Below are 18768 nucleotides of genomic sequence, written 5' to 3'. Positions count from 1 at the left end.
CTTATACATCCACACACAGCAGACTCGCCAGCATTCAACCCAATCAGGAGCCCGCCATGTCTGGCGAAACCAACCTCGCACGCCTGCTGCAGAGCATGACGCCGCAGCTCAATCCCGGTCAGTACGTGTTCTGCTGTGTCCCAGCCGAGCATGACTGCAGCACCCTGCAGCCGCTCGCCAGCATGCACGAGCCTGAAGGTCTGAGCCTGGTGCTGACGCGCGAAATCGCCGATGCCCATGGCCTGAGCTACGACTACGTCGCCGCCTGGATCACCCTTGAGGTGCATTCGTCGCTGGCGGCCGTGGGTCTTACTGCTTCCTTTTCCGCCGCCCTGGCGCAGGCCGGCATCAGTTGCAACGTGGTCGCCGGCTTTCATCACGACCATATCTTCGTGCCCAGCGAACGAGCCGAACGGGCGCTCTCCACCCTGCGCGCCCTGTCGGCGGCATCCCTGCCGGAGCCGGCATGATGTGGCAGAGCTACAGCAATGGCCTGCTGGTGGCCATCGGTCTGATCATGGCCATCGGTGCGCAGAACGCCTTCGTCCTGGCGCAGAGCCTGCGCCGCGAACATCATTTGCCAGTGGCAGCCCTGTGCATCGTCTGCGATGCCCTGCTGGTGGCCGCTGGCGTGTTCGGCCTGGCCACCCTGCTGGCACAGAGTCCGACCTTGCTGGCCATCGCTCGCTGGGGCGGCGCCGCCTTCCTGATCTGGTACGGCAGCCAGGCGCTGCTGCGCGCTGCGCGCCCGCAATCGCTGCAGGCGGCCGGTAGCGAACCGCGCTCATTGCGCGCGGTGCTGCTCGCAGCGCTGGCGGTCACCCTGCTCAACCCGCACGTCTATCTGGATACCGTGCTGCTGATCGGCTCGCTCGGTGCCCAGCAACCTGAACCCGGCGCCTATGCCGCTGGCGCGGCCAGCGCGTCCTTTCTCTGGTTCAGCGCTCTGGCGCTCGGCGCGGCCTGGCTGGCGCCCTGGTTGGCAAAGCCGTTGACCTGGCGCCTGATCGATCTGGGCGTGGCGGCGATGATGTTCGCGGTGGCGGCGCAGTTGATTCTGGGTGCGTTGTAAGGTTTGCAGTCGCGCATAATGCGTCTGGCCTATTACGGGCGCCTCTAGCAACGTAAGCGAGGCAGCCAGCGCAAGGCAAAAACAGGCGAAAAAGCGCAGTTTACGAGTTGTAAATGAGCATTTTGAGCCTGTTTTTAACGCCGCGATGGCAACGCAGGTAGTTGTTAGAGATGCCCTTACGCCAGGAGCAACAATGGATACCCTGCATGCGATGCGCGTGTTCGTTCAAGTGGTCGAGCGCGGCAGCTTCACCGCTGCGGCCCAGGCGCTGGATCTGTCCACCGCGCAGGTATCGCGACTGATCACCGAGCTGGAGCAACATCTCGAGGCACGCCTGCTGCAGCGCACCACGCGGCGCCTGGCGCTGACCGAAACCGGCGAGCGCTATCTGGAGCGCTGCCGGCAGATTCTTGGCCAGATCGACGAAGCCGACGCCGAAGCGCGCGGCGCCCACCACACCCCCAGCGGTCGCTTGCGCGTGCACACCATGACCGGCCTCGGCCTGCAGCACCTGACGCCATTGATCGCCCGCTACGCCGAGCGTTATCCACAGGTGGTGGTAGAGCTCACCCTGGCGCAACGCACCCCTGATCTGCTCGAAGACGGCCACGACGTGACCGTCGCCTTCGCCCGCGACCTGCCGGACTCGCAACTGGTGGCGCAACGCCTGGGTCCGGTCTACAGCGTACTCTGCGCCGCCCCCAGCTACCTGGCCCAGCATGGCATCCCGCAGCAGCCGAGCGATCTGCAGCAGCACCGCTACCTGCGCCTGACCGACCCGCTGTACCGTGGCCAATGGGATTTCGGCGACGAGCAACTGGAGGCGCTGCCGGCCGAGTGCTTTCAGGTCAACGTCGCTGAAGCCCTGGTCAAGGCGGCCCAGGCCGGCATGGGTTTCTGTCTGCTGCCTTCGTTCGTCGCCAGCCAGCCGCTGCGTGAAGGACGCCTGCTGCGCATCCTGCCGCAGCACCGGCTGCGCGCCCTGAACATCTATGCGATGTATCCGTCACGACGCTTTCTCGATGCCAAGACCCGCACCTGGGTGGAGTTTCTCAAGGCCGAACTGCCGCCGCTGCTGCGCGCTGACGAAGCGGTACTGGACGACGCGCAATACTGGGCGACGCCTGCAGGATTGTTGCGCTATAGGTAATGGTCATTCACCCGGAACGCGCTTTTTCGCACCTCGATGCCTCACTAGGATGACTTCGAACCCACGAAGAATCCCAAGAGGATCGCCCCAATGAAGAACCTTCTCACTGCCACTGTCCTGTCCCTTTCCACTCTGCTGGCCACTCAGGCCTGCTTCGCCGAAGAGTCGGCGGCCTTCGTCGCTCATCAACAGGCCCACCAGCAACAGCCGCACGCCACAGCCACCCAGCAGGCGCAAACCGCGAGCACACAGAACAGCGATCAGCACGGTTGAACCAGAGCTTACCTGGCGCCGGCCGCGCTCCTGACCGGCGTCCCTCGGGCCGCTGAAACGGCCCTTTTTCCTGCATCGAGGCCACCATGAAACGTATCGTCTGCCTGCTCGCTTTCGGCTGCGCCGCCACCCTGGCACATGCCGAAACGCCCGAGCACTACCACTACGGCATGCACCTGGACATTGCCAAGGTCATCAGCCAGACCCTGCCGCAAGGCTGCGAAGCGGGTGAAGCCCGCATGGTCTACCTGGATTCCAAAGGTGAACAGCACACGCTGATCTACCAACGTACCGGCGAAGACTGCCGCTACTGAGCACCGCAAAGGCCACACATCCTGGCTCTACCTGGACCGCACGAACTCGGCGCTGAAGCGTCCACCGTCTGGCCGCGTGAAGGTCTCGTACATCCGATCCCCCTCGACCCTCAGCTGCAACTCCTTCGTCGTCCTGACGCCACCGACCCAGTTGGGAAAGGTGGCGCCCTCGACCCGGTTACCGGCAAAACGCCCCTGCTCGTCGACGCTGTAGGTGCCAAAGAAGCCGATGCTCGACGCCATGGCACGGCGATTTTCTTCGTCACTACCCCCGCCGCGCGCATCGGATGCAAAACGCGGTGTATCGCCGTTGGTCAGCACTTCGACGAAATGCATGTCAGGCGTGAATACCAGCATGCCTTGCGGGTTGTCACCGTACGGACGCTCGATCCTGCCATCTGCTTCCAGGGTGGCGGAAACCATACGCCAGGTGCCTGCCACCTGGTTGATCGCACGCGCGTCGGATTCGCTCCCGCTGGCCGTGGCGCTCAGGGCCAGTGCCAGCAAACCGGCCATCAGTGTTGGCCGCGAAAAGGACCAGCCCCTGTCAGCCAGATCAATCCACAGGGAGGCTCGGGTGCTCTGCTCGATCTTCATCGGTAATCTCCTTAAAGGGTGAAACCGATGGTATGAGCCGGGTCGAGCTATGATAAGCCCCACCAATACGAACGCCCTCGTGAAGAAAACTCACCAATGAGCAACGCCAGCCTCCCCGATCTCAAGGCCTTCATTCAGGTCGCTCAGCAGCGCAGCTTCCAGAAGGCCGCCGATTCCCTCGGGGTATCGCGCTCCTCTCTCAGTCATGCAATCAAGGGGCTCGAACAGCGCCTGGGGGTTCGCCTGCTGCACCGCACCACCCGCAGCGTGGCCGTGACGGAGGCCGGGGAACAGTTGCTGCAGCGCCTGACGCCTCTGCTTCAGGAGCTGGACGACGCACTGGATGCGGTCAGCCATGGGCCCGAGGAACTCGCCGGGACCCTGCGCATCAATGCCAGCAAGGGCGGCGCGCGCTGGTTGCTCGAGCAGGTGATACCGATTTTCCTGCAACGCCATCCCCACGTGGAGCTCGACCTGGTCAGCGAGGGCAGGCTGGTGGATATCGTCGCCGAGGGTTTCGACGCCGGCGTGCGCCTGGCCGAGTCGGTCCCCAAGGACATGGTGGCGGTACCCTTCGGCGGTGACGTACGCTTCGTCACCGTCGCCTCACCGGCGTATATCGCCACCTTCGGGCGTCCTGACACACCTGACGAGCTACGATGCCATCGCTGCATCCGCCAACGCATGCCCAGCGGCAAGCGTTATCGCTGGGAGTTCGAACGGGGCACGCAGCACCTGGCGCTCGATGTACCGGGCACATTGAGCCTGGATGACAACGACTTGCTGGTCGAGGCTGCCTGTCGCGGGCTGGGTATCGCCTACGTTCCACAGGCTTTTGCTCGCAAGGCACTGGAGGCAGGCAAGCTGATCTTGCTGCTGGAGGACTGGACGCCGCCTTTCCCGGGCCTGTGTCTCTACTACTCCAGCTATCGCCACGTTCCGGCGCCGCTGCAGGCCTTCATTGCCATCCTCCGCGAACGGGCCTAGCAGGCTGTTGAAAAATCACCTCGGCCTTGGCCTCACGCGTCGCCCTAGCGCCTGCATGCAGGCAGTCGCCGCCTGCGTTCTTCAACTGCCTGCTACAGCAGCTGGCTCCCGACGACCGGGAGCCACGTTGCTCCGATGACGCGGTCTATGCTGAACAGGTACTACCCAGTCGCGATGCGCTCGAAGCGCAGCTCAGCACCGTTGTGAGCCCAGGCACAGGGGTAGCACCACGGTTGCACCATGATGACGCAGCGCCTCGGCAGACTGGATTGGGCGAATCCTTCGCTCTTGCCCGAATCGAAGCTGCGGAGTGTGGTTGATACTCTGCAACTCAAGGAGCACAGGGGCTACAGCGTCAACCTTGAGGGTGAAATGAACGTCCGTCGGGATGCCACCCAAATTGGTTGCACCTAGTTGCACCAGATGCCAAAGCAGGTTTAATCTCCCGCAGCTTTTTTGTTGCCCGCCATCCATGGCGGCAGCCCCTAGGGCCGTCGCAAGCGACGCCAGAAACTGCTCCAGGCAGCTTCACCCTGTACAACCGACAAAAATAGGACACCCCTATGGCCACCACCACGCTTGGCGTAAAACTCGACGATGCTACCCGCGAGCGCCTGAAAAAGGCCGCTGCGCAGATCGACCGTACGCCGCACTGGATGATCAAGCAGGCGATCTTCAATTATCTGGAGCAAGTCGAGAGTGGCCTGACGCCCGCCGAGCATGCCGGCCTGGCTGCTGCCGCCGGTGAAGAAGCGCTGGAGTCGCTGACCGAGCAGGGCCTGCAGGTGTTCCTCGATTTCGCCGAAAGCATCCTCCCGCAGTCGGTGCTGCGCGCCGCCATCACCAGCGCCTATCGCCGCCCGGAAACCGAAGTGGTGCCGATGCTGCTGGAGCAGGCGCGCCTGAACAAGGAACAGGCCGAGGCTTCGCAGAAGCTGGCCCTGGGGATTGCCGAGAAGCTGCGCAACCAGAAGAACGCCAGCGGCCGTCAGGGCCTGGTGCAGGGCCTGCTGCAGGAGTTCTCGCTGTCGTCGCAGGAAGGCGTGGCGCTGATGTGCCTGGCTGAAGCCCTGCTGCGCATTCCCGACAAGGCCACTCGCGATGCACTGATCCGCGACAAGATTGCCAACGGCAACTGGAGCCAGCACCTCGGCCAGAGCCCGTCGATGTTCGTCAACGCGGCGAGCTGGGGCCTGCTGATCACCGGCAAGCTGGTGTCGACCCACACCGAGGCCGGCATGACCTCGGCGCTCAACCGCCTGATCGGCAAGAGCGGCGAGCCGGTGATCCGCAAGGGTGTGGACATGGCCATGCGCCTGATGGGCGAACAGTTCGTCACCGGCGAAACCATCGCCGAGGCCCTGGCCAACGCCGCCACCCTGGAAGCCAAGGGCTTCCGCTACTCCTACGACATGCTCGGTGAAGCCGCGCTGACCGAGGAAGACGCCAAGCGCTACCTGGCCTCCTACGAGCAGGCGATTCATGCCATCGGCAAGGCCTCGCACGGTCGCGGCATCTACGAAGGCCCGGGCATCTCGATCAAGCTCTCCGCCCTGCACCCGCGCTACAGCCGCGCCCAGTACGAGCGCGTGATGGACGAGCTGTACCCGACCCTGCTGGGCCTGACCCAGCTGGCCAAGCAGTACGACATCGGCCTCAACATCGACGCCGAGGAAGCCGACCGCCTGGAGCTGTCGCTGGATCTGCTCGAGCGCCTGTGCTTCGAGCCCTCCCTGGCCGGCTGGAACGGCATCGGTTTCGTCATCCAGGCCTACCAGAAGCGCTGCCCCTATGTGATCGACTACGTCATCGACCTGGCCAAGCGCAGCCGTCATCGCCTGATGATCCGTCTGGTCAAGGGCGCCTACTGGGACAGCGAGATCAAGCTGGCCCAGGTCAATGGTCTGGAAGGCTACCCGGTGTACACCCGCAAGCCGTACACCGACGTGTCCTACCTGGCCTGCGCACGCAAGCTGCTGGCCGCGCCGGAAGCCATCTACCCGCAGTTCGCCACCCACAACGCCCACTCGCTGTCGGCCATCTACCAGCTGGCCGGGCAGAACTACTACCCGGGCCAGTACGAGTTCCAGTGCCTGCATGGCATGGGCGAGCCGTTGTACGAGCAGGTGGTGGGCAAGATCGCCGACGGCAAGCTGAACCGCCCGTGCCGCATCTACGCACCGGTGGGCAGCCATGAAACCCTGCTGGCCTACCTGGTACGCCGTCTGCTGGAAAACGGCGCCAACACCAGCTTCGTCAACCGCATCGCCGACCACAGCATCTCGCTGAAAGACCTGGTCCTCGACCCGGTGCTGCAGGTCGAGCAGATGGCCGCGCAGGAAGGTGCCATCGGCCTGCCGCATCCGCGTATCGCCCTGCCGCGTGACCTGTACGGCAAGGAGCGGGTCAACTCCGCTGGCCTCGACCTGGCCAACGAACACCGCCTCGGCTCGCTGTCCTCGGCGCTGCTGTCGTCCACCAATCTCAGCTACGTCGCCGAACCGATGCTCGGCTGCGATGCACCTAACCCGGGCGAGCCGGAGCCAGTGCGCAACCCGGCCGATCACCGTGACCTGGTCGGCCACGTGCGCGAAGCCAGCGTCAAGGATGTCGACAGCGCCATCCTCTGCGCCCTGGCCAGCGGGCAGATCTGGCAGTCGACCCTGTCGGCCGAACGTGCCGCCGTGCTGGAACGCGCCGCCGACCTGATGGAAGCCGAACTGCAACAGCTGATGGGCCTGCTGGTGCGCGAGTCCGGCAAGACCTTCGCCAACGCCATCGCCGAGGTGCGTGAGGCGGTGGACTTCCTGCGTTACTACGCGATCCAGGCCCGCAGCTTCGGCAACGACAGCCACCGCCCGCTGGGCCCGGTGGTGTGCATCAGCCCGTGGAACTTTCCCCTGGCGATCTTCAGTGGCCAGGTGGCCGCCGCGCTCGCCGCCGGCAACACCGTGCTGGCCAAGCCGGCCGAACAGACGCCGCTGATCGCCGCCCAGGCCGTGCGTATTCTGCTCGAGGCCGGCGTACCGGCCGGCGCCGTGCAGTTGCTGCCGGGCCGTGGCGAAACCGTCGGTGCGCGCCTGGTCGGTGACGAGCGCGTGCGCGGGGTGATGTTCACCGGCTCTACCGAAGTGGCCGGCATCCTCCAGCGCAATATCGCCGGGCGCCTGGATGCCCAGGGCCGCACCATCCCGCTGATCGCCGAAACCGGCGGCCTCAACGCCATGATCGTCGACTCCTCGGCGCTGACCGAGCAGGTGGTGATGGACGTGGTCGCCTCCGCCTTCGACAGCGCCGGCCAGCGCTGCTCGGCCCTGCGCGTGCTGTGCGTGCAGGACGACGTCGCCGACCGCGTGCTGACCATGCTCAAGGGCGCCATGGCCGAGTACACACTCGGCAACCCCGAGCGCCTGAACACCGACATCGGCCCGGTGATCGACGCCGAAGCCAAGGCCGGCATCGACACGCACATCGCCAAGCTGCGCGAGAAAGGCCGCAAGGTCACCCAACTGGCGCGCGTCAACGCTGACGACATCAAGCGCGGCACCTTCGTCGTGCCGACCCTGATCGAGCTGGACAGCTTCGACGAGATGAAGCGCGAGATCTTCGGCCCGGTACTGCACGTGGTGCGCTACCAGCGCGCGGATCTGGGCAAGTTGCTGCAGCAGATCAACGACAGCGGCTACGGCCTGACCCTCGGCGTGCACACGCGCATCGACGAAACCATCGCCCAGGTGGTCGGCACCGCCAAGGTCGGCAACCTGTATGTGAACCGCAACATGGTCGGCGCCGTGGTCGGCGTGCAGCCGTTCGGTGGCGAAGGTCTGTCCGGTACCGGCCCGAAAGCCGGTGGCCCGCTGTACCTCTACCGTCTGCTGTCGACCCGCCCGCAGGAGGCCGTCGCCCAGTACCTGCAACAGGCCGAAGTGCAGGCCCTGCCGGTGCCGAGCGAGCTGGACAAGGTGCGCAGTGCCTTCGCCGACTGGGCAGGCAAGCAGGAGCCGGCCATCGCCGCACTGTTCGAGCAGTACCGCACGCTGTCGCAGAGCTACAGCAGCCACGTGCTGACCGGCCCGACCGGCGAGCGCAACAGCTACACCCTGCTGCCGCGTGAGCATGTGCTCAACCTGGCCGACGAGCGCAACGACCTGCTGGCCCAGCTGGCCGCCACCCTGGCCGTGGGCAGCCAGGCGATCTGGCTGGAGAGCCAGCGCGCGCTATACGCCGAACTGCCGAAAGAGGTGCAGAAGCACATCCAGCTGGTGGCCGACTGGAACAGCGTCGACGTGGAGCTGGACGCCATCCTGCACCACGGCGACTCCGACCAGCTGCGCGCGGTCAGCGAGCAGGCGGCCCAGCGCAAGGGCGCCATCGTCGGTGTACACGGCCTGAACAAGGGCGAGACCGACATCGCCCTGGAACGTCTGCTGGTGGAACACGCCCTGAGCGTCAACACCGCGGCGGCCGGCGGCAACGCCAGCCTGATGACCATCGGCTGATCGCAGCCGGTAATGGCGTGGAAAGCTGGCTGAAAGCTTTCCGCGTCATGCTGCACCCACACGGTGCAACTGCCAGCAGGGGCTACCCGCCCGGCGCCGTGTTCTCTCCTTCTGACCTTCGGGTCTGCGCCAGCCTATCCGGCCGGTGCGTCGAGCGGGGCCAACCGCCCCGCCCATTTCATCCCCCCGCCTTCATCCCATCTCAACTCGCCATCATTGCGTAACAGAAAGTACGGACTATCGTGATTGGACTGGCGCCTCAGCGTACCAGCCAGAGCAGCAGTCCTGACTCGTTCAGGTGCTCGACAACGCTTGCAACAAGGATGTGCGTTGACGAATCCTGACTTTTGATTCAAGTCAGGATGCTGTGCTCGCCAAACGCGCTCAATACCTATGTCCCCCTGTGACACGGAGGTAATTGAGATGTCTGATTCAACGCAAAAACTCCGCCTAGGTGCGCTGATCGCGCTGGTCGTCGGCTCCATGGTCGGCGGCGGTATCTTTTCGCTGCCGCAGAACATCGCCGCCAGCGCCAGCGCCGGTGCCACCCTGATCGGCTGGCTGATCACCGGCGTGGGCATGCTGACCCTGGCCTTCGTGTTCCAGACCCTGGCCAACCGCAAGCCCGAACTCGACGGCGGCGTCTACGCCTACGCCAAGGCCGGTTTCGGCGACTACATGGGCTTCTCCTCGGCCTGGGGCTACTGGATCAGCGCCTGGATCGGCAACGTCAGCTACATGGTGCTGCTGTTTTCCACTCTGGGTTACTTCTTCCCGGTCTTCGGCGAAGGCAACACCCTGCCGGCGGTGATCGGCGCCTCGGTGCTGCTCTGGCTGCTGCACTTTCTGGTGCTACGCGGGATCAAGGAAGCGGCCTTTATCAACACCGTGACCACCATCGCCAAGATGCTGCCGCTGGCGCTGTTCATCGTCATCGCCGCCATCGCCTTCAAGATGGACGTGTTCACCGCGGACTTCTGGGGCCGTGGCAACAGCGAGCTGGGCAGCGTGATGGATCAGGTGCGCAACATGATGCTGGTCACCGTCTGGGTGTTCATCGGCATCGAAGGCGCGAGCATCTTCTCCGCCCGTGCCGAGAAGCGCAGCGACGTCGGCAAGGCCACGGTGATCGGTTTCGTCGGCGTGCTTCTGCTGCTGGTGCTGGTCAACATCCTGTCTCAGGGCATCATGGCCCAGGCCGAACTGGCCGGGCTGAAGAACCCGTCCATGGCCGGCGTGCTGGAGCAGGTGGTCGGTCCCTGGGGCGCGCAGCTGATCGCCATCGGCCTGATCGTCTCGCTGGCCGGCGCGCTGCTGTCGTGGACGCTGCTGTGCGCCGAGATTCTCTTCGCCAGCGCCCGCGACCACACCATGCCCGAGTTCCTGCGCAAGGAGAACGCCAATCACGTTCCGGCCAATGCGCTGTGGCTGTCCAACGGACTGATCCAGCTGTTTCTGATCATCACCCTGTTCAACGCCTCCACCTACCTCAGTCTGCTGTACCTGGCCACCTCGATGATCCTGGTGCCCTACTTCTGGTCCAGCGCCTACGCAGTACTGCTGGCGGTGCGCGGCGAGACCTACGAGAACGCCGCCGGCGAGCGCAACAAGGACCTGCTGATCGCAGGCATCTCCACCCTGTACGCGGTGTGGCTGGTATACGCCGCCGGCGTGCAGTACCTGCTGCTGTCCGCGCTGCTCTATGCCCCTGGCGCGCTCCTTTTCGCCAAGGCCAAGCGCGAACTGGGACAGCCCATTTTCACCGGCGTCGAGAAGATCATTTTCGTCGCCGTGCTGATCGGTGCCGCCATCGCCGCCTACGGGCTGTATGACGGCTTCCTGAGTCTGTAAGAGAAGGAGTTCGATATGTCCAAGAAGCCCCTCGGCGTTCATTCCGAAGCCGGCAAACTGCACAAGGTGATGGTCTGTTCGCCAGGCCTCGCCCACCTGCGCCTGACCCCCGGTAACTGCGACGAACTGTTGTTCGACGATGTGATCTGGGTATCCCAGGCCAAGCGCGACCACTTCGATTTCATGACCAAGATGCGCGAACGTGGCATCGAAGTGGTGGAGATGCACAACCTGCTGGAAGAGACCGTCAGCGACCCCAACGCGCTGAAGTGGATACTCGACCGCAAGATCACCCCCAACAGTGTCGGCCTCGGCCTGCAGAATGAAGTGCGCGCCTTCATCGAAGGGCTGGAGCCACGCAAGATCGCCGAATTCCTGATCGGCGGCGTATCCGGCGCAGACCTGGCCAAGCACACGGATTCCGAGGCAGCGAAGATGTTCAACGCCTACCTCGGCGAAGCCAGCTTCATCTTCCCGCCGCTGCCCAACACCCAGTTCACCCGTGACACCACCTGCTGGATCTACGGCGGCGTCACCTTGAACCCCATGTACTGGCCAGCACGCCGTCAGGAAACCCTGCTCGCCAGCGCCATCTACACCTTCCATCCGGACTTCGCCAATGAGCCCTTCGAGATCTGGTACGGCGATCCGGACCAGGACCACGGCTCGGCCACCCTGGAAGGCGGCGACGTGATGCCCATCGGCAACGGCACCGTGCTGATCGGCATGGGCGAACGCAGCTCGCACCAGGCCATCGGCCAGGTGGCGCGCGCACTGTTCGCCAAGGGCGCGGCCGAGCGGGTAGTGGTCGCTGGCCTCGGCCGCTCCCGTGCGGCCATGCACCTGGACACCGTGTTCAGTTTCTGCGACCGCGACCTGGTGACCATTTTCCCGGAAGTGGCTAACAGCATCGTGCCCTTCACCCTGCGCCCGGACGAGAGCCGCCCGGGTGGCATCGACGTACGCCGCGAGGACAAACCCTTCGTCGACGTGGTCGCCGAATCCCTCAATCTGAAGAAGCTGCGCGTGGTGGAAACCGGCGGCGACGCATACGAGGCCGAACGCGAGCAGTGGGACGACGGCAACAACGTGGTCTGTCTGGAGCCCGGCGTGGTGATCGGCTACGACCGCAACACTTACACCAACACGCTGTTGCGCAAGGCCGGCGTCGAGGTCATCACCATCAGCGCCAGCGAACTGGGGCGCGGACGTGGCGGCGGCCACTGCATGACCTGCCCGATCATCCGCGACCCTATCGACTACTGATCCAGCCAGCCCCGGCGGCCATCCGCTGCCGGGGTGTTTCCACTGCCCACGAGGAGAACGAATCATGGCTTTCAACATGCACAACCGTAACCTGCTCAGCCTGATGCACCACAGCACCCGCGAGTTGCGTTACCTGCTCGACCTGTCACGCGACCTCAAGCGCGCCAAGTACACCGGCACCGAGCAGCAGCACCTGACTCGCAAGAACATCGCGCTGATCTTCGAGAAAACCTCCACCCGCACCCGCTGCGCCTTCGAGGTGGCGGCCTACGACCAGGGCGCCAACGTTACCTACATCGACCCCAACTCCTCGCAGATCGGCCACAAGGAGTCGATGAAGGACACCGCCCGCGTGCTCGGGCGCATGTACGACGCCATCGAGTACCGCGGCTTCAAGCAGGAAATCGTCGAAGAACTGGCCCAGTACGCCGGGGTGCCGGTGTTCAACGGCCTGACCGACGAGTACCACCCGACGCAGATGCTCGCCGACGTGCTGACCATGCGCGAGCACAGCGACAAGCCGCTGCACGACATTGCCTACGCCTACCTGGGTGACGCGCGCAACAACATGGGCAACTCATTGCTGCTGATCGGCGCCAAGCTCGGCATGGATGTGCGCATCGCCGCGCCCAAGGCGCTGTGGCCCAGCGAGGAACACGTCGCCGCCTGCAAGAAGTTCGCGGAAGAAAGTGGCGCACGCATCCTGCTCACCGAAGACCCGAAGGAGGCGGTCAAGGGCGTCGACTTCGTCCATACCGACGTCTGGGTGTCCATGGGCGAGCCGGTGGAAGCCTGGGGCGAACGCATCCAGGAACTACTGCCCTATCAGGTCAATGCCGAGATCATGAAGGCCTCCGGCAACCCGCGGGTGAAGTTCATGCACTGCCTGCCGGCCTTCCACAACAGCGAGACCAAGGTCGGCAAGCAGATCGCCGAGCAGTATCCGCACCTGAAGAACGGCATCGAGGTCACCGAAGAGGTGTTCGAGTCGCCTTGGAACATCGCCTTCGAGCAAGCGGAAAACCGCATGCACACCATAAAGGCGATTCTGGTGGCGACCCTGGCTGATATTTAGGTTGACGTAGCCCGGATGCAATCCGGGGATGAGCTTGTCTCCCCTCTCCCATTTATGGGAGAGGGGCCGGGGGAGAGGGTCTGACCGGCAACGCAGTCATGTAGCCCGGATGAAATCCGGGAATGGCCTGTTCCACTGCCCCGGATTGCATCCGGACTACGAACACGAACAAGGAGAACACCATGCGACTCGTCATCGCCCTGGGCGGTAACGCCCTGCTTCGCCGCGGTGAAGCCATGACCGCGGAAAATCAACGAGAGAACGTACGTATCGCCTGCCAGCAGATCGCCAAGGTGGCACCCGGTAACGAGCTGGTCATCGCTCACGGTAACGGCCCGCAAGTCGGCCTGCTGGCCTTGCAGGGCAATGCCTATGACGCGGCCAATCCCTACCCGCTGGACGTGCTCGGCGCCGAGACCGAAGGCATGATCGGTTACATGATCGAACAGGAGCTGGGTAACCTGCTGCCGTTCGAAGTGCCCTTCGCCACCCTACTCACCCAGGTGGAAGTGGACACCGCCGACCCTGCTTTCAAGAAACCGAGCAAACCCATCGGCCCGGTCTACAGCAAAGAGGAAGCCGAGCGTCTGGCCGCCGAAAAAGGCTGGAGTATCGCCCCGGACGGCGACAAGTTCCGCCGCGTGGTGGCCAGCCCGCGCCCGCAGCGCATCTTCGAAATTCGCCCGATCAAGTGGCTGCTGGAAAAGGGCAGCGTGGTGATCTGCGCCGGTGGCGGTGGCATCCCGACCATGTACGACGGCAACCAACTGCGCGGCGTCGAAGCGGTGATCGACAAGGACCTGTGCTCGGCGCTGCTGGCCGAACAGCTCAATGCCGACCTGCTGGTGATCGCCACCGATGTCGACGCTGCCTATGTCGACTGGGGCAAACCCACGCAGAAATCCATCGCCGAAGCTCATCCCGACGCCATCGAAGCGCTCGGCTTCGCCGCCGGCTCCATGGGTCCGAAAGTACAGGCCGCCTGCGAGTTCGCGCGCAATACCGGCAGCAGCGCGGTGATCGGTTCGTTGGAAAATATCGAAGCCATCGTCCAGGGTCGTTCAGGCACGCGCATCAGCCTGGACTGCAAGGGCATCGTCTATCGCTGAGAGGGCACAATCATGTTCACCCCCGGTCACCTGCACCGCGACAATAACGACCGCCCCGAGCACATGCGCCTGCTGCCGCCCTTCTCGGTGGACTTCTACTACGAAGTCCGCAAGGACCCGCAGCAGGGGCCGATGCTGCACATGCGCCTGGTCGGCGAGGTGGACGGCAAGCATTTCGAGGAAGAATTCGAACTGCATCGCGACGTCGCCTTCAACTTTGCCAGCGTCGCCACCCGCGTGGCCGCCCGCCATGGCCTGCACCCCAACGCCAGCCCGGTGATGCGCGGCCATGACGAATACGACAAGGTGTTCGCCGACATCCGCAGCAAACTCAACGCCCAACCGGGCGAACCGGTAAATCTCGACCACATCCTATGACGTAGCCCTGATTGCATCCGGGCTACGCGCTGAAACAGCCATTTATCGTCACTCCCGCGAAGGCGGGAGCCCAGATGATTCCTAGGTTCTGGATGCCCGCCTGCGCGGGCATGACGGCTTTTTCAGATGTGATCGTTCAATCGACGCAACACCCGATAAGCACGGCCTGGACTACCCGCGACACCCAGCCCGTTCTCAGGCCTGCATCGTCCAGCCATGCACACCCATCGCTGCTTGGCGCCCTGCCTCGGAGCGAGTCGGGTGCGGATGGCAGGTGAGCGCGATGTCCTCGGCCGAGGCTGAGAACTCCATGGCCACGCAATACTCGCCAATCAGCTCACCTACGCTCGGGCCGATCATGTGCACGCCGAGAATCTGGTCGGTATTGGCGTCGGCGAGAATCTTCACGAAACCTTCGGTCTCGTGGTTGATCTTCGCCCGGCTGTTGGCCGTGAAGGGGAACTTGCCGACCTTGTAGGCGCGGCCTTCGGCCTTCAGCTCCTCCTCGCCCTTGCCGACGCTGGCCACTTCCGGGCGGGTGTAGATCACGCCGGGGATCACCCCGTAGTTGACCTCGGCGGCGTGCCCGGCGATGCGTTCGATGCAGGCCACCGCCTCGTCCTCAGCCTTGTGCGCCAGCATCGGCCCGGAAGTGACGTCGCCGATCACCCACACACCGGGCACTCCGCTCTGGTGCTTTTCGTTACCGAGCATGCCGCGTTTGTCTGTGCTCAGGCCGACGCTCTCCAACCCGAGCCCTTTGGTATAAGGACGTCGACCGATGGCCACCAGCACGTAATCGGCCTCCAGGGTCTCGCTCGCACCGCCTACTGCCGGCTCCAGCGTCAGGGTCACGCCGGACTTGCCCGTCTTGGCACCGGTGACCTTGGTGCCGAGCTTGAAACTCATGCCTTGCTTGCTCAGGGTGCGCTGCAGGGTCTTGGCCGTCTCGCCGTCAAGACCGGGGCAGATGCGCTCAAGGTATTCCACCACCGTGACCTGGCTGCCCAGGCGGCGCCACACCGAGCCCAGCTCCAGACCGATCACCCCGGCGCCGATCACCACCAGGTGCTTCGGCACCTCGGGCAACGCCAGCGCGCCAGTGGAGTCGAGGATGCGCGCGTTGTCGATCTCCACACCCGGCAAAGGTGCTGGCTCCGAGCCGGTGGCGATGACGATGTTCCTGGTTTCCAGCAAACGCTCGCCGCCCTCGCTCAGCTTGACCTGCACTCGCCCTGGACCATCGATCCGCCCCCAGCCCTTGACCCACTCCACCTTGTTCTTGCGAAACAGAAACTCCACGCCCCTGGTCAGCGCTTCGACGCTATCGGCCTTCTGCTTCATCATCTGCGCCAGGTTGAGCGTCGGCGTGACCTCCACCCCCAGGGCACTCAACTCACCACCGGCCGCGGCCTCGTAGAGTTCGGATGCATGCAGCAAGGCCTTGGACGGCATGCAGCCGACGTTCAGGCAGGTGCCACCGAGCGTTTCTCGCCCTTCCACGCAGGCCACCTTCAGACCCAGTTGCCCGGCGCGAATGGCCGCGTTGTAGCCACCGGGTCCGGCGCCGATGATGACCACGTCATAGCTGCTCATAACTTTGTCCTCGAATCAGGGAAGTTTGCCGGCCACCACAGCCGTGACGGCCGGGCGCACGCGCAAGAGGTGGAAGAACAGAAACGCCAACACGGCGAATAGCGCATTCAAGGCAACCATAGGCCAGGCCGAGCCATCCTGCAGGGCGCCGAGCAGCAGGCCGGCCAGGGTGGCGCCCGCCATCTGCGAGAAGCCCATCAGCCCCGCAGCCAATCCGGCACGCTGCGGATTGGGAATCACCGCGCCAGCCACGGCGGCCGGCAGCAGCATGCCACCGCCCAGCGTCACCAATACCTGCGGCAGCGACAGCCCCAGCAGCGACAGGCCAAACAGCAGGTAGGTCGCCAGGGTCAGCAACGACCCGAGCAGCACCAGCGCGACGCCGATGCCCACCACCTTCTGCGGCCCCAGGCGTTGCACGTTGCGCAGGGTGAACAGGGCACCGCCGAGCAGACCGGAAACGATCAGGGCGAAGGTCAACCCGTACTGCGCCGCGCTCAGCCCCAGCAGGCCGATATACACCGACGAGGAACCGGCCACCACGACGAACATCGAGCCGTAGGTACAGGCAATGGTCAGCGCCAGCGCGCGGCAACTGGGCCACACCTGCAGGTAGCTGGCCAGCAGGCCCTTGAGTCGACCAGCCTGCGGATCGCGCTGCAGATGGCTTTCGCGGTAGCCGGTAAGCACCGACAACAAGGCCAGGCTGCCAAGTACCAGGGTCGCCAACAGCGGCGCACGCCAGCCGCCGAACTGGGTCAGCAGGCCGCCAACCACCGGCGACAGGACGATGGCCGCGAACATGCCCAGCACCGTCAGCGCCAGGGCCGGCCCGGCCTGTTCCTGCCACACGTCACGGACGATGGCACGCGCCAGCACCAGCGCCGCACAGGCGCCCAGCCCCTGCAGCACGCGCATGCCGATCAGCACGTCGATGTTCGGCGCCAGCAGCATGCCCAGGGTCGCCAGCAGATAGAGGCTCAACCCGGCAAGCAGCACCGGACGGCGCCCGAGCCGATCCGACAGCGGTCCGAGCAGCAATTGGCCAAGGCCAAAGGCGCCGACGAACAGCGACAGCGCCAACAGACTGCTACCAGGCTCGGCCTCCAGCCCGCGCTCCAGCTCACCGAGGGCGGGAATCAGCAACTGCGTGGAGGTCTCCCCCAACGCGGTGAGCAGCATCAGGATGATCAACAAAACACGGGAAGGCTGCATGGCGAAACTCCGATCGACAGCGACTGGCGGCTATTTATATTTCGACCATAATATGAAACATTGAATGTCGTCCATCATATTTATCTGGAGCCTGCATGACCGCCTTATCCCGAGACGCCCGCCTCGCCACCTGGATTGCCGAGGAACAGGCCATTCGCAATCAACTCGCAGCCCCGGGCACCCTCAGCCTGGCGGAGGTGGCCGCCATGACGCCGATGGATTTCTTCGACGGCATCGGCCGCGGCGACCTGCCCTCCCCGCCGATCAACGCGGTGCTCGACTTCACCCCGGTGCAATGGGCCAGCGGCCTGTTCGTCTTCCAGGGCACGCCCGATCAGCGCCACTACAACCCGCTGGGCAGCGTGCATGGCGGCTACATCGCCACACTCCTCGACTCCTGCATGGGTTGCGCCGTGCATACCCTGCTCAAAACGGGCCAGGGCTACACCACCGCGGACCTGCGGGTGAGCTACATCCGCGCGCTGCGCAGTGAAGCCGGTCCGGTACGCGCCGAAGGCCGCATCATCCATGTCGGCCGCTCCACCGCGCTGGCCGAAGGTCGACTGTACGACGTCGACGAGCGCCTCTACGCCGTCGCCTCCACCACCTGTCTGATTCTCGACATGAACGCGCCGCGCCAGAACGGCGATGCAGGTGTAAGATGACAGCCAGCATCTGATAGACGAGAAAGCCCATGCGCTATTCGGAAGACCACAAGGCCAAGACCCACCAACGCATCATCGAGGAGGCGGCCCTGCGCTTTCGCCGCGATGGCGTCGGCGCCACCGGCCTGCAGCCGCTGATGAAGGCACTGGGCCTGACCCACGGCGGTTTCTATGCCCACTTCAAGTCCAAGGACGATCTGGTGGAAAACGCCCTGCGCCATGCGGTGGAGGAACTTTCCCGCAGCACCGAGGCGCTGGCCAAGGATGCCGAGGCACCGCTGCCGCGCTTTATCGCCAGCTACCTGTCCAGCGCGCATCGCGCCAACCCCGGCAGTGGCTGCCCGCTGCCGACCATGTCCGCCGAGCTGGGTCAACGTGGCGAGGCCAGCGAAACCACCGACGCCCTGGTGCGTGACCGTCTGGCCATGATCGAGGACAACCTCGGCGGAGATGATGCCGCCGAGCAGAGCGTATTGCTGCTCTCGAGCATGGTCGGCGCCCTGCTGCTGTCGCGCAGCGTCAAGGACCCGGAGCTGTCCGACCGCCTGCTGAAAACGACCCGTCGCCTGCTGATCGAGCAGACGCAGGACGCGTAATGACAAGGCTATGCCTGAGTTAACTGTGCACCCGTAGGAGCGGATTTATCCGCGAAATTCACGGTTGAAGCCGCTCCTACAACGTCACTCACGTGCACATAGCCAATAACTAGACTGCTTCGGAC

Annotated in this window: 17 protein-coding genes; 14 read left to right on the top strand and 3 right to left on the bottom strand. The window is 64.4% G+C overall.

Going from position 1 to position 18768, the window contains the following annotated elements; translation table 11 throughout:
- Positions 1-56: 56 nt before the first annotated feature.
- From BLT86_RS25060 to BLT86_RS25040, 5 genes are all read left to right on the top strand, one after another.
- On the top strand, positions 57-470 hold the full coding sequence (locus BLT86_RS25060; RefSeq protein ID WP_017678090.1) for an ACT domain-containing protein: 414 nt from the start codon (positions 57-59) through the stop codon (positions 468-470).
- A complete protein-coding gene (locus BLT86_RS25055; protein WP_017678091.1) occupies positions 470-1072 on the top strand; it encodes a LysE/ArgO family amino acid transporter in 603 nt (200 codons plus the stop codon). Before BLT86_RS25060 ends, BLT86_RS25055 begins: the two co-directional genes overlap by 1 nt.
- A gap of 193 nt (positions 1073-1265) precedes the next feature.
- Complete coding sequence (locus tag BLT86_RS25050; RefSeq protein ID WP_017678092.1) at positions 1266-2222, top strand: LysR family transcriptional regulator; 957 nt, start codon at positions 1266-1268, stop codon at positions 2220-2222.
- Between the two features lie 90 nt (positions 2223-2312).
- On the top strand, positions 2313-2495 hold the full coding sequence (locus BLT86_RS25045; protein ID WP_017678093.1) for a hypothetical protein: 183 nt from the start codon (positions 2313-2315) through the stop codon (positions 2493-2495).
- 86 nt (positions 2496-2581) lie between these two features.
- Positions 2582-2809: a DUF2790 domain-containing protein gene (locus BLT86_RS25040; protein WP_017678094.1), complete on the top strand. Its 228-nt coding sequence runs from the start codon at positions 2582-2584 to the stop codon at positions 2807-2809.
- A gap of 27 nt (positions 2810-2836) precedes the next feature.
- On the opposite strand, the gene BLT86_RS25035 is transcribed toward BLT86_RS25040, so the two are convergent.
- Positions 2837-3406 (bottom strand): lipocalin-like domain-containing protein, encoded by a 570-nt coding sequence (locus BLT86_RS25035; protein ID WP_017678095.1) that lies wholly within the window; start codon positions 3404-3406, stop codon positions 2837-2839.
- A gap of 96 nt (positions 3407-3502) precedes the next feature.
- Between BLT86_RS25035 and BLT86_RS25030 the strand changes: the two genes are divergently transcribed.
- The 7 genes from BLT86_RS25030 (at position 3503) to BLT86_RS25000 (ending at position 14571) form a co-directional block, all read left to right on the top strand.
- On the top strand, positions 3503-4393 hold the full coding sequence (locus tag BLT86_RS25030; RefSeq protein WP_017678096.1) for a LysR substrate-binding domain-containing protein: 891 nt from the start codon (positions 3503-3505) through the stop codon (positions 4391-4393).
- A 563-nt stretch (positions 4394-4956) separates the two neighbouring features.
- Positions 4957-8892, top strand: a complete 3936-nt coding sequence (gene putA / locus BLT86_RS25025) for a trifunctional transcriptional regulator/proline dehydrogenase/L-glutamate gamma-semialdehyde dehydrogenase (protein ID WP_017678098.1) — start codon at positions 4957-4959, stop codon at positions 8890-8892.
- Between the two features lie 423 nt (positions 8893-9315).
- Positions 9316-10743, top strand: a complete 1428-nt coding sequence (arcD, locus tag BLT86_RS25020; RefSeq protein ID WP_017678099.1) for an arginine-ornithine antiporter — start codon at positions 9316-9318, stop codon at positions 10741-10743.
- Between the two features lie 15 nt (positions 10744-10758).
- Positions 10759-12009, top strand: a complete 1251-nt coding sequence (gene arcA, locus BLT86_RS25015; protein WP_017678100.1) for an arginine deiminase — start codon at positions 10759-10761, stop codon at positions 12007-12009.
- A gap of 64 nt (positions 12010-12073) precedes the next feature.
- A complete protein-coding gene (locus BLT86_RS25010; RefSeq protein ID WP_017678101.1) occupies positions 12074-13084 on the top strand; it encodes an ornithine carbamoyltransferase in 1011 nt (336 codons plus the stop codon).
- 182 nt (positions 13085-13266) lie between these two features.
- Positions 13267-14193, top strand: a complete 927-nt coding sequence (gene arcC, locus BLT86_RS25005; protein ID WP_017678102.1) for a carbamate kinase — start codon at positions 13267-13269, stop codon at positions 14191-14193.
- A gap of 12 nt (positions 14194-14205) precedes the next feature.
- Positions 14206-14571, top strand: coding sequence for a DUF5064 family protein (locus BLT86_RS25000; protein ID WP_017678103.1), 366 nt, complete (start codon positions 14206-14208; stop codon positions 14569-14571).
- A 195-nt stretch (positions 14572-14766) separates the two neighbouring features.
- On the opposite strand, the gene lpdA is transcribed toward BLT86_RS25000, so the two are convergent.
- Positions 14767-16167 (bottom strand): dihydrolipoyl dehydrogenase, encoded by a 1401-nt coding sequence (lpdA, locus tag BLT86_RS24995; RefSeq protein ID WP_090336404.1) that lies wholly within the window; start codon positions 16165-16167, stop codon positions 14767-14769.
- A gap of 15 nt (positions 16168-16182) precedes the next feature.
- On the bottom strand, positions 16183-17382 hold the full coding sequence (locus BLT86_RS24990) for an MFS transporter (protein WP_090336406.1): 1200 nt from the start codon (positions 17380-17382) through the stop codon (positions 16183-16185).
- A 95-nt stretch (positions 17383-17477) separates the two neighbouring features.
- On the opposite strand from BLT86_RS24990, the gene BLT86_RS24985 reads away from it, so the two are divergent.
- Positions 17478-18047, top strand: a complete 570-nt coding sequence (locus BLT86_RS24985; protein ID WP_090336408.1) for a PaaI family thioesterase — start codon at positions 17478-17480, stop codon at positions 18045-18047.
- Between the two features lie 29 nt (positions 18048-18076).
- Positions 18077-18643, top strand: a complete 567-nt coding sequence (locus tag BLT86_RS24980) for a TetR/AcrR family transcriptional regulator (RefSeq protein ID WP_017678107.1) — start codon at positions 18077-18079, stop codon at positions 18641-18643.
- Positions 18644-18768 lie beyond the last annotated feature (125 nt).

The sequence above is a fragment of the Pseudomonas sihuiensis genome (genome assembly GCF_900106015.1).
GTDB classification, from domain to species: domain Bacteria; phylum Pseudomonadota; class Gammaproteobacteria; order Pseudomonadales; family Pseudomonadaceae; genus Aquipseudomonas; species Aquipseudomonas sihuiensis.
Note: the sequence above shows the minus strand (reverse complement) of the source record. Positions and strands in the feature narration are given on the sequence as shown.

Bases quoted from the DNA above. Each gene is read 5' to 3' on its own strand.
- BLT86_RS25060 (WP_017678090.1), top strand. From the start codon at position 57: ATGTCTGGCGAAACCAACCTCGCACGCCTGCTGCAGAGCATGACGCCG.
- BLT86_RS25055 (WP_017678091.1), top strand. From the start codon at position 470: ATGTGGCAGAGCTACAGCAATGGCCTGCTGGTGGCCATCGGTCTGATC.
- BLT86_RS25050 (WP_017678092.1), top strand. From the start codon at position 1,266: ATGGATACCCTGCATGCGATGCGCGTGTTCGTTCAAGTGGTCGAGCGC.
- BLT86_RS25045 (WP_017678093.1), top strand. From the start codon at position 2,313: ATGAAGAACCTTCTCACTGCCACTGTCCTGTCCCTTTCCACTCTGCTG.
- BLT86_RS25040 (WP_017678094.1), top strand. From the start codon at position 2,582: ATGAAACGTATCGTCTGCCTGCTCGCTTTCGGCTGCGCCGCCACCCTG.
- BLT86_RS25035 (WP_017678095.1), bottom strand. From the start codon at position 3,406: ATGAAGATCGAGCAGAGCACCCGAGCCTCCCTGTGGATTGATCTGGCT.
- BLT86_RS25030 (WP_017678096.1), top strand. From the start codon at position 3,503: ATGAGCAACGCCAGCCTCCCCGATCTCAAGGCCTTCATTCAGGTCGCT.
- putA (WP_017678098.1), top strand. From the start codon at position 4,957: ATGGCCACCACCACGCTTGGCGTAAAACTCGACGATGCTACCCGCGAG.
- arcD (WP_017678099.1), top strand. From the start codon at position 9,316: ATGTCTGATTCAACGCAAAAACTCCGCCTAGGTGCGCTGATCGCGCTG.
- arcA (WP_017678100.1), top strand. From the start codon at position 10,759: ATGTCCAAGAAGCCCCTCGGCGTTCATTCCGAAGCCGGCAAACTGCAC.
- BLT86_RS25010 (WP_017678101.1), top strand. From the start codon at position 12,074: ATGGCTTTCAACATGCACAACCGTAACCTGCTCAGCCTGATGCACCAC.
- arcC (WP_017678102.1), top strand. From the start codon at position 13,267: ATGCGACTCGTCATCGCCCTGGGCGGTAACGCCCTGCTTCGCCGCGGT.
- BLT86_RS25000 (WP_017678103.1), top strand. From the start codon at position 14,206: ATGTTCACCCCCGGTCACCTGCACCGCGACAATAACGACCGCCCCGAG.
- lpdA (WP_090336404.1), bottom strand. From the start codon at position 16,167: ATGAGCAGCTATGACGTGGTCATCATCGGCGCCGGACCCGGTGGCTAC.
- BLT86_RS24990 (WP_090336406.1), bottom strand. From the start codon at position 17,382: ATGCAGCCTTCCCGTGTTTTGTTGATCATCCTGATGCTGCTCACCGCG.
- BLT86_RS24985 (WP_090336408.1), top strand. From the start codon at position 17,478: ATGACCGCCTTATCCCGAGACGCCCGCCTCGCCACCTGGATTGCCGAG.
- BLT86_RS24980 (WP_017678107.1), top strand. From the start codon at position 18,077: ATGCGCTATTCGGAAGACCACAAGGCCAAGACCCACCAACGCATCATC.